The sequence below is a fragment of the Microbacterium sp. C23T genome, from assembly GCF_053345975.1.
The window spans coordinates 1-9,060 of the sequence record NZ_JBKFBD010000058.1 but is presented as its reverse complement, the minus strand read 5'-3'; the positions used below and the strand labels follow the sequence as shown (position 1 = coordinate 9,060).

11 protein-coding genes are annotated in these 9,060 nt (G+C 73.3%); 5 read left to right on the top strand and 6 right to left on the bottom strand.

What is annotated here, in order from left to right; translation table 11 throughout:
- Nucleotides 1-844 (bottom strand): DNA-3-methyladenine glycosylase family protein (locus tag ACLBXX_RS20455; RefSeq protein WP_447659521.1); only part of this gene is annotated, 844 nt, incomplete at its 3' end.
- A 51-nt stretch (nt 845-895) separates the two neighbouring features.
- Nucleotides 896-1,645 (bottom strand): winged helix-turn-helix domain-containing protein, encoded by a 750-nt coding sequence (locus tag ACLBXX_RS20450; protein WP_387139598.1) that lies wholly within the window; start codon nt 1,643-1,645, stop codon nt 896-898.
- A gap of 520 nt (nt 1,646-2,165) precedes the next feature.
- Between ACLBXX_RS20450 and ACLBXX_RS20445 the strand changes: the two genes are divergently transcribed.
- The 3 genes from ACLBXX_RS20445 to ACLBXX_RS20435 all read left to right on the top strand — a co-directional run bounded on the left by ACLBXX_RS20445 (nt 2,166) and on the right by ACLBXX_RS20435 (nt 3,903).
- Nucleotides 2,166-2,459 carry a GNAT family N-acetyltransferase gene (locus tag ACLBXX_RS20445; protein WP_310285409.1) on the top strand — a complete coding sequence of 98 codons (294 nt, stop codon included), beginning with the start codon at nt 2,166-2,168 and terminating at the stop codon, nt 2,457-2,459.
- Between the two features lie 98 nt (nt 2,460-2,557).
- On the top strand, nt 2,558-3,400 hold the full coding sequence (locus ACLBXX_RS20440; protein ID WP_447659520.1) for a hypothetical protein: 843 nt from the start codon (nt 2,558-2,560) through the stop codon (nt 3,398-3,400).
- A gap of 56 nt (nt 3,401-3,456) precedes the next feature.
- Nucleotides 3,457-3,903 carry a DUF1622 domain-containing protein gene (locus ACLBXX_RS20435; RefSeq protein WP_387141264.1) on the top strand — a complete coding sequence of 149 codons (447 nt, stop codon included), beginning with the start codon at nt 3,457-3,459 and terminating at the stop codon, nt 3,901-3,903.
- 10 nt (nt 3,904-3,913) lie between these two features.
- Here the strand turns inward: ACLBXX_RS20435 and ACLBXX_RS20430 are convergent, their stop codons facing one another.
- The 4 genes from ACLBXX_RS20430 to ACLBXX_RS20415 form a co-directional block, all read right to left on the bottom strand.
- Nucleotides 3,914-4,129 carry a hypothetical protein gene (locus tag ACLBXX_RS20430; protein ID WP_387139586.1) on the bottom strand — a complete coding sequence of 72 codons (216 nt, stop codon included), beginning with the start codon at nt 4,127-4,129 and terminating at the stop codon, nt 3,914-3,916.
- A gap of 110 nt (nt 4,130-4,239) precedes the next feature.
- Complete coding sequence (locus tag ACLBXX_RS20425; protein ID WP_447659519.1) at nt 4,240-4,971, bottom strand: alpha/beta fold hydrolase; 732 nt, start codon at nt 4,969-4,971, stop codon at nt 4,240-4,242.
- Nucleotides 4,972-4,974: 3 nt separating this feature from the next.
- Nucleotides 4,975-5,535 carry a hypothetical protein gene (locus tag ACLBXX_RS20420; protein ID WP_310285402.1) on the bottom strand — a complete coding sequence of 187 codons (561 nt, stop codon included), beginning with the start codon at nt 5,533-5,535 and terminating at the stop codon, nt 4,975-4,977.
- An 88-nt stretch (nt 5,536-5,623) separates the two neighbouring features.
- Nucleotides 5,624-6,097, bottom strand: a complete 474-nt coding sequence (locus ACLBXX_RS20415; RefSeq protein ID WP_447659518.1) for an 8-oxo-dGTP diphosphatase — start codon at nt 6,095-6,097, stop codon at nt 5,624-5,626.
- Nucleotides 6,098-6,208: 111 nt separating this feature from the next.
- On the opposite strand from ACLBXX_RS20415, the gene ACLBXX_RS20410 reads away from it, so the two are divergent.
- A complete protein-coding gene (locus tag ACLBXX_RS20410) occupies nt 6,209-7,357 on the top strand; it encodes an exonuclease SbcCD subunit D (protein ID WP_447659517.1) in 1,149 nt (382 codons plus the stop codon).
- Nucleotides 7,354-9,060: AAA family ATPase (locus ACLBXX_RS20405; RefSeq protein WP_447659516.1), on the top strand; the 1,707-nt coding region annotated here is incomplete at its 3' end. The genes ACLBXX_RS20410 and ACLBXX_RS20405, both read left to right, overlap by 4 nt.

Genomic DNA, 9,060 nt, shown 5'->3' with positions numbered 1-9,060 from the left:
CCCCCCGGGGCCCCCGGGGATGGCCCCCCCCCCCCGGGCCGTCGCCCTCGCCGAGAGCCCGGATGCGGGTCTCGGCGGAGGTCCACGGACCGATGCCGGGCTGGCTCACGAGCACACGGTCGACGGCCTCGCCGTCCTCGGCGGCGAGCACGGTCCGCACGATCGCATCGCCGCGGCGGGCGGCGCGCACGACCGTCTTCGACTGCGGCGGTTCGAGCCCCGAGCGGTGCCACACCCACGAGGGGACGTGCTGCCATCCGTCGATCGTCGGCGGCGCGAACATGGGCGCCGGCGTCGGACCGGGGGCTCGCTCGCCGCACCACGTCACGACGCGCCGCCACGCGCCGAACGCCTGCATGCCGGTGACCTTCTGCTCGAAGATCGCGCTCGCCAGGGCGTCGAACACGAGATCGGTGCGCGAGAGGCGCAGGCCGGGGTTGCGGTGATGCGCGTCGGCGATGAGCGGATGCCGCGACGCATCGAAGTCGGCAGGGTCGTCGTCCGCACCGCACAGCGCGGGAAGCTGCGCGAGCGCCCAGTCGCTCCCCGGACCCCAGGCCGCCCCGCGGATCACGCCCGGATGCGTCTCGCGGATCGCGAGCGTCGCGATGCCGGCCGGCGTGCGGCTCACCCGCCAGATGACCGCGCCCGAGACCGCCATCGTCGGGTCGCCGGCTCCGCGCCGCTGATACAGCACGGTGCGGCGGAGATCGAGCGGATGCCGCGGCCGGTACTCCGTCTCGAGCGGCCGGCCATGATCGGGCCGGGGATCGCGTGTCGCGGCCCGCGGACCGAAGCGCTCGGCATCCCTCGTCCGAGGAATGCGCGAGAGCGAGGTGGTCATGCCGCCCACCCTACGCCGACGCCTCCGACATCGCCGCCGGAGGAACCTCGATCAGAAGCGGTCGGGCGACGGGGTGCCGTGGCCGTAGCGGATGACGACGTCAGCGTGACGGTCGAAGCGGTAGCCGACGCCGCGCACGGTGCGGACGATGTCCTCGTAGCGGCCCAGCTTGGCGCGCAGGCGACGGACGTGCACGTCGATGGTGCGCTCGCCCGGGGCGTCGTCGTCGGTCGCGCCCTGCCAGAGCGAGGTCACCAGCTCGGTGCGCTCGATCGTGCGGCCCTCGCGCAGCACGAGGTACTGCAGCAGCTCGAACTCCTTGAACGTGAAGGCGGCGGACTCGCCGTCGATGAGCACGCGCTTGCGCGAGATGTCGACGACGACGCCGCCCGAGGCGGGCTCTTCGTCCTCGGGCTCCTCCTGCTTGGTGCGGGCGACGGCCGACGGCTCGTGCAGCGCGAGGCGCACGACGTCGACGTCGCGGCCGCCCGAGCCGACCGGCGCGAGGGCGACGGTGGCGTACGTCTCGGCGGACGGTGCCAGCTCGGCGAGGGTGCGGCGCAGGGCGTCGACGAGCACGCCGAGGTTCACGCCGGAGGCGGCGGCCTTGGCCTCGTCGATGCCGACGTAGAGGGCGAACCCGCGCGGCGCCGTGCCGGCGGGGAGGGCGCGCCCGGCCGGCTGTGCGGGCTCGGGGGCCGGCGCCGTGGGCGCCTCGACCGCGACGGGGTGATTCACGGCGCGGAGGTGGCGGACGGGGGCGGCGGTGGTGGGACGGTCGAGGAGAGCGGTGGTCGACATGATGATGGTCCTTGCGGGAGGAACCCGGGTGGCGGAAACCGGGTTGAATGATGTGCTGCGGCCCTGGTCGTCGGTGGCGAGAAAGGCCGTAGGCCGGATGAGGCCTGTGCCCGACGTTGGGCGGTGTGCGAAGCGGGTCCGGGTGCGCGTGATCGACGCACGAAACCGGTGCTTCGGGGGACTCCGTACGATCCGTGTTCAGAAGCGGAGGAGGAGTCCGACGGGGGTCACCGTGCTAGTGGCACATTCGACAACACATGGCAACGCGACCGGCCATCATCATGCCGGCAGTCCTGTTCGCCTCCCGGGCGGACAGATACAGCGCGTTGTCAGTCATGTGCCCGATTATTACCGACTTTGTCCAAAAACGTCAAATCGCACGGGTTCTGGGCCCAGATCGTTTCGGAATGTGACAGATTGCTCAGTTCCACGTCGGGTGAGACCGAGTGTCAGCTGGGCGATCACTGCGACATACCGGGAGACGGATCCCGCCCCGGCGCCACGGGCGTAGCCTGACGGCGTGACCGACCTCCGCTTCACGAAAGAGCCCGACGCCTCGCGGTACACCCTGCACCGCGGCGACGACCTGGTGAGCGTGCTCGACTACCGCGACGACGGACGCACGGTGGCCATGACCCGCGCCTACACCGTTCCGACCTTCCGGGGGCACGGGTACGCCGGCGAGCTGGTGGAGCGGGCGGTCGAGGAGCTCGAGGAGCGCGGCGACCGCAAGGTCATCCCGGTGTGCTGGTATGTCGCGGACTGGTTCGATGCGAACCCGTCGCGCCGCGGCATCCTGAATCCCCGTCCGTAGTTCCCGCGTGCCCCGCCGACACCGTCGGCATTCTTGTCAACCCCATGTCGCCGTGCGTCTCCGCGACGGAGGCTGGGGGAGGACGAGAGGAGCACGCCATGGATCGCGATCGAGCGAGAAACCAGGACCTGCCCGACGGCGTCGTGAACGCCGACCCGCCCGGCGGCTGGGAGCAGGTGGACGACACCGAGTCGCGGGAGCGCACCGCGGCGGTCAGCGAGGCTGACCTGCTGACGGATGCCGCCCTGCAGCCCGACGATCCCGTCGAGGGGGGAGGCGGCCCGGCAGGGCGCCGATCCCGACCTTGCGACCGACAGCGGAAGAGGGGAAGAACCGTGATGAGCACGACCGGCAACGAATACGAGCAGCCCGGGGTCAATTACCCCGACCGGGAGGATGCCGCGGGTGCGGGCGGGACGCCGGCCCCGGGGGACTCGGTGCGCGACGAGCCGCCGGCGGCCCCGCCCACGCTGGGCGAACCGGCGCCCGATGCGGGGGATGCCGCATCCGCGACGGGAGACCCGGGTCCTGCCGACGTCGAGCCCGCGGTGCCGGCGGCGCCCCCGCCGAGCCACGAGGCGATCGGCATCGGGGTCGTGGAGGACGGCACCGACCACCACGGCCAGGACGGCGCCCGCGACACCCAGACGGCGGGGGAGGCGCAGCGCACGCCCGGCGCCCTCGGGACCGAGCAGGAGCAGCGGCTGCCGGCGATGGCGCAGAACAACGCCTCCGACATCGACAAGGTGGCGGGCATCGTCGCACAGACGCGCCAGGACATCGGCACCCATCCCCTGGAGGAGATCGCGCACGTGCTGCGTCAGCGGCTCACGCAGTCCGGCATCGAACTGCCGGAGAACGACATCGAGGAGCTCGCCCGACAGGTGTCGGTGGGCGATACCGACGATCCGGCGCGCCCTCGCCGGGAGCCCGCGAGCTGACACCGCGATTCCGTCACCGATGTGCACGCGCCCGGCCCTAGGCTGGGCGCGTGCACATGGAGGCAGTGTTCACCGCCGTCGCCGTCGGCTTCGAAGCGATCGGCGCCGCCGCCATGATCGTGGGCTTCGTGATCGCGCTCGTTCTGGGCGGGCGGTCGCTCGCGCGCCACGAGGGCGGTCAGGCCGCGTTCACGACACTGCGTACGACCCTCGGCGCCGCGATCCTCCTCGGACTGGAGGTGCTCGTCGCCGCGGACCTCATCCGCACGATCACCTCGAAGCCGTCGCTCGAGGACGCGGCCATCCTGGGCCTCATCGTGCTGATCCGGACCATCCTGTCGATCTCGATCCAGATCGAGATCGAGGGCACCCTGCCCTGGCGTCGCGCCCTCCTGCGCAGCGGGGGTCAGATGATCGGCGACGCCGTGGCGAAGGACCGCGCGGCCCAGCAGGCCGCCGGCGCGGCGCGCGGGCCCGCTCCCGCGGACCCGCGCACGCCCTGACCGTCGTCGGCTACGCGACGGCGCAGACCGCGGGGTCGTGCTCCGAGACGTGCAACCCGATCGGCCGAGCCCACGCGGAGCGCTGCGGGCGCGCGATGACGCGGGCCGGGCGGTGCGGGGCGACAGCGGTCTTCCGCTCGCGGATGGAGGCGAGGAGCGCGTGCTCGCGGTCTCGCGACCAGGTGTCGTGGCGGTACTGCTGTTCGGCGGCGTATACAGCGAACATGGTTTCCTCCGTTGGTTCCGACAGTGTGAAACCTACGCGGGGGTTCCGACATTGCCGGCTGTGGCGGGGATGGCAGGATTCCGGCGAGACCAGGCAGTCGTCAGCCGTCGTCACGCCGATCGGGCGAACTCGCGGATGACCCGCGCGGCGGGTGCGGCATCCCGGATCATCGTCTCGTGGCCGTGCCCCGCCACCTCGGCCAGCCGGCCGTCGGGCAGGGTGTCGGCGACCCGTCGGCACCACTGCTGCGGCGCGACGATGTCGTCCTCGCCGCGCAGCACCAGCGCCGGCATCCGCACGCGCGGCAGCACGTCCTCGGGACGGTGCCGGAGCATCGCGCGGAACTTCGCGCGCAGCCGCGGCCCGGCGCGCACGTATTCCCGGGCGCCGCGCGCGATCACCACCGGGCTCTCGACGGCGATGTCGCGCAGGAGCCGCCACAGCTGCCGGGGCGCCGTCCGCGCCGCGGGGTCGACGGTCGGTCCGATGAGCACGATGCGGTCGGCGAGCGCGGGATGGCGCACGGCGACCTCCAGCGCGACCTGCGCGCCCATCGAGTGCCCGATGAGGACGGCGGGAGTGCGCACGCGGCCCCGGAGGTAGGCGGCGACGAGATCGGCCGTGCGCTCGATCGTGAGCACGCGGCGCGGTTCGGGGGCCTCGCCGTAGCCGGGGAGGTCGAAAGCGACGACCTCGCCGTCGCCCAGATGACGCTCGAGGTCGGTGAAGACGCTGCGTCCCATGCCGATGCCGTGGATGAGGACGTACACGCGTTCACCGCGCCCACGCCGCTCGGCGACGAGCGTCGCGCCGGCGTGCGCGAATCTCTCGACGTCCGTCATGGATCAGGCGGCGCCCGGCTGATCGCGCAGGCCGACGCGATCGGGGATGTCGAACTGCACCCGCGGCAGCCAGGCCTCGGGCTCGGGCCACGGCCGTGAGGCGGGCAGTGTGCGCAGCCTCGCCCGCAGGGCGGTGCCGGATGCCTCGACCGGAAGCACACGCGACGGCGCGTGGTGGGCGAGCGCGCCGAGCCACCAGTGCCGCCACGTGCCCTCGATCGCCTCGGGTCCGGCGACCACGTAGTAGTCGGGCATGACGGCCTCGCCCGACGCGAACAGCGACAGCAGCGCCCCGACCTCCGCCTCGAGGGAGCCGAGCGTGGCGCGCTCCTCGTACAACTCGACCCAGGCCGACGCGACGTGCTCGAGCGGATCGGCGTCGTGGACGACGTACGGCATGGAGACCGAGGCGACGAGGTGCGCGGCGACGGCCGGCTCGGCCTCGCGGAGCGACAGCGCGACGAGCGCGGGAACATCGGCGAGGCCGGTCAGCAGCTCGTCGCTGTCGGCCCCGACGAGCGCGACCACGGTCGATCGCGGAGCGGTGTCTGCGTTGTGCGCCATGTTCCACGATACGTCCGCCGGAGGACCGAGGGGAGGGTGCACCGCCGGAAGACGCGCGAACCCGGCAGGAGGCGACGTCGCCGCGCGGTCACTCCGCGGTGAGCACCACCGTCGCGAGATCCGCCCCGAATGTGAAGCGCGCGTCGACTGTGCCGCCGCGGAGCACGCCCGGCAGCCACCGCGAGGCGTCGTCCCACATGCGCGCGTACGGCACGGCGTCGAGGCCGTACCACTGGGTCGTCATCCCGTCGCGCTCGACGGGGTCGCCCTGCCACCTGCGGCACACGAACACCGTCGCCTGCTGGGACCACGCGCGCCGGGTGGGGAAGTGGTACTCGACCGTTCCGGCGACCTGCAGATCGGATGCCGCGACCCGCACGCCGACCGACTCCCGGGCCTCGCGCACGGCGGCCTCGTCGGCGCCCTCGCCGGGGTCGACCCAGCCGCAGATGCCGACGACCTTCCCCTGGCCGAGCCCGGTGCGCTTCCGGCCCAGCAGCACCTCGGCGCCCTGCGGTCCGCGGCGCAGCAGGAACACCACGCAGACCCCGGGCAAGGACATGGCTCGAGGGTACGCGCCGGAGACGCCGCACCGACGCGGAAACCCCGGTGGTTCGCGGGTCCGCGGCCTGCCTCGCGGGCGATGTCAGGGGCCGAACGTACCGTGATGAGCATGCGGATCCTGCACACCTCGGACTGGCACATCGGGCGGTCGTTCCACGGCCACTCGACGCTCGATGCGCTGCGCGGTGTGCTCGAGGCGCTGGTCGCGCAGGTGGCGGAGCGCGATGTCGACCTCGTGATCGTCGCGGGCGACGTGTTCGACTCCGCGACCCCGGCAGCGGGCGCGTACACGCTCCTGACCGACGCGCTGCGCGGCCTGGCAGACGCGGGTGCGACCGTCGTCGTCACCAGCGGCAACCACGACTCGGCGGCCCGGCTCGGATTCCAATCGGGCCTCCTCCGCGACGGCGTCCACGTCATCACCGATCCCACGACCATCGGCGCCCCGGTCACCGTCCACGACGAGCACGGCCCGGTGCACGTGTACGGCATCCCGTACCTCGAGCCCGTGCTCCTGCGCGGTGCCTGGCCCGGCGTGCGCACGCAGGCCGACGTGCTCGCCCACGCGATGGACCTGGTGCGGACGGATGCTGCGGCCCGGGGCGCGCGCTCGATCGCGGTCGCGCACTGCTTCGCGGCGGGGGTCGAGCCGACGCCGCACCTCGAGCGCGACATCCAGCAGGGCGGACTCGACATCGTTCCGCTGTCCACCTTCGACGGCGTGGACTACATGGCCCTCGGCCACATCCATGGGCGTCAGCAGCTCTCGCCGCGCGTGCGATACGCCGGGGCGCCCCTGCACTACAGCTTCGACGAGGGGCACAAGCCGCGCGGGTCGTGGCTGGTCGAGCTCGGCGCCGACGGACTCGGCGACGTGGAGTGGCTGCCGCTCCCGGTGCCGCGCGCCCTCACCACGCTGACCGCGACGCTGGACGAGCTGCTCACCGACGAGCGCTTCGCGACCCACGTCGACGACTGGGTGCGCGCCGAATACACCGATCCGCTGCCGCAGCGCGACCCGATGCGGCGACTGCTCGCCCGATTCCCGTTCTGCGCCGAGGTGCGTCACGCTCCGGTCGCGACGCGCATCGACGACGCACGCACCTACGCCGAGCGCGTGCGCTCTGCGCGCAACGACGCCGAGCTCGTCGACGCCTTCCTCTCCCATGTGCGCGAGGGAGAAGGCGCGTCGATCCGCGAGGCTGAGCTCGTCGGCGAGCTGCTGGAGCAGCGCGCGCGGGTGGAGGCGACCGCGTGAGGCTGCACCATCTCGAACTCACCGGCTTCGGGCCGTTCCGCGAGAAGCAGAGCGTCGATTTCGAGTCGTTCGAGCACGACGGCATCTTCCTCATCGCCGGACGCACCGGCGCGGGCAAATCGAGCATCCTCGATGGCGTCTGCTTCGCGCTGTACGGGAGCGTGCCCCGCTACGAGACGGGCGACAAGCGCCTGCGCAGCGACCATTGCGCACCCGAGGACCCCACGGAGGTCCGCCTCGAGTTCACCGTCGGCGACCGCCGCTGGCGCGTCACCCGTGCCCCGGAGTACCAGCGGCCGGCACGCCGCGGCGGGGGGCTCACCACCGAGCCCACACGCGCCGAGCTCGAAGAGCTCGTCGAGGGCGCGTGGATCGGCCGCGCGGCGAAACCCCGCGACGTCGGTCTGTTCCTCGACGAGGTGCTCGGGCTCAACGCGCAGCAGTTCCAGCAGGTGATCCTGCTCGCGCAGAACCGGTTCTCGAAGTTCCTCCTCGCCTCCGGCATCGAGCGGCAGTCCCTGCTGCGCGCCCTGTTCGGCACGCGTCGCTACGAGGAGTACGCGCGTGAGCTGGGTGAGCGCAGCAAGGCGGCGCAGCACGAGCTCGACGCGCTGGGGGAGCGGGCCCGCACCCTGCTCGATCAGGCGGAGCGTCTGATCGCGGCGCACGAGCTGGTGCCGGCCGACGAGGCAGACGGCGACGCTCGGGTCGACCTGGCCGCGCGGCGCGCGGCCGTCGACCTGGGGCAGCAGCGTTCGTCGTACCGCCTCGACACTCTGACGCGCGAGCGCGCCGCTGCGGACGACGCCCGCAGCGTCGCGGAGGCTGCGCACGCCGAGCGGGTCGCGCTGGCGAAAGCGCAGGCCGAGCTCGGCCGCGCGCGGGACCGGCTCGCCGTGCTCGAAGAGGCCGGCCCGCAGATCGCCGACGACCGTCGGCGACTGACCCGCGCGCGCTCCGCAGAGGTGCTGCGCGCGCCGCTCGAGACGGTCCACCGAGCCGAGCGAAGTGCGGTGACGACGGCCGAACATGCGGCGTCGGCCGATGCGGCATGGGCGCGTGCGGTCGCGGGCACCGATGATGCACGTGCCGACGATCTCGCCGCGGTGGTCGAGCGCCTCACCGGCGAGCTGGCCGTGTGGACCGCGGCCCTCGCGCAGGAGGCGGCCCTGGCCGACGGCGAGACGCGGAAGACGGCTGCCGCCGCGGAGGCGGCGCGGCTCGAGGCGGATGTCGTCGCCCTCGATGCACAGCGGGCGCAGGTGCCGGCCGAGCTCGAGCGCATCGACACGGAGCTCGAGACCGAGCGCGCGGCGGCGTCCCGCCGCGATCCCGCGCGCGTGCGCCACGACGAGATCAGCGGGCGCCTTGCGGCCGCGGTCGAGGCCGAAGGGCTCGCCGCCGCCCAGCGCGCGGCCGAGATCGTCCATCGCGACGCGGCCGCGGCTGCCGCTGCCGCCGCCGCGAGAGTCGCCGCACTCCTCCAGCTCCGTCTCGACGGCTATGCGGGCGAGCTCGCGACGACGCTCGTCGAGGGTGAGCCCTGCGCCGTGTGCGGAGCGACGGCGCATCCGTCGCCGGCCGCGCCGGCCGACGAACCGGTGACCGACGAGCTCCTGGCGGCTGCCGAAACCGAGCGCGACGCGGCGACCGCGCACGAGCGCACCGCGGCGGACGCCGCCAAAGCCGCGCGGGAACGCCAT

Excerpts from the sequence above, each read along its gene's own strand:
- ACLBXX_RS20430 (WP_387139586.1), bottom strand. The coding sequence starts at position 4,129 with ATGTTCGCTGTATACGCCGCCGAACAGCAGTACCGCCACGACACCTGG.
- ACLBXX_RS20410 (WP_447659517.1), top strand. The coding sequence starts at position 6,209 with ATGCGGATCCTGCACACCTCGGACTGGCACATCGGGCGGTCGTTCCAC.
- ACLBXX_RS20420 (WP_310285402.1), bottom strand. The coding sequence starts at position 5,535 with ATGGCGCACAACGCAGACACCGCTCCGCGATCGACCGTGGTCGCGCTC.
- ACLBXX_RS20425 (WP_447659519.1), bottom strand. The coding sequence starts at position 4,971 with ATGACGGACGTCGAGAGATTCGCGCACGCCGGCGCGACGCTCGTCGCC.
- ACLBXX_RS20440 (WP_447659520.1), top strand. The coding sequence starts at position 2,558 with ATGGATCGCGATCGAGCGAGAAACCAGGACCTGCCCGACGGCGTCGTG.
- ACLBXX_RS20450 (WP_387139598.1), bottom strand. The coding sequence starts at position 1,645 with ATGTCGACCACCGCTCTCCTCGACCGTCCCACCACCGCCGCCCCCGTC.
- ACLBXX_RS20435 (WP_387141264.1), top strand. The coding sequence starts at position 3,457 with ATGGAGGCAGTGTTCACCGCCGTCGCCGTCGGCTTCGAAGCGATCGGC.
- ACLBXX_RS20415 (WP_447659518.1), bottom strand. The coding sequence starts at position 6,097 with ATGTCCTTGCCCGGGGTCTGCGTGGTGTTCCTGCTGCGCCGCGGACCG.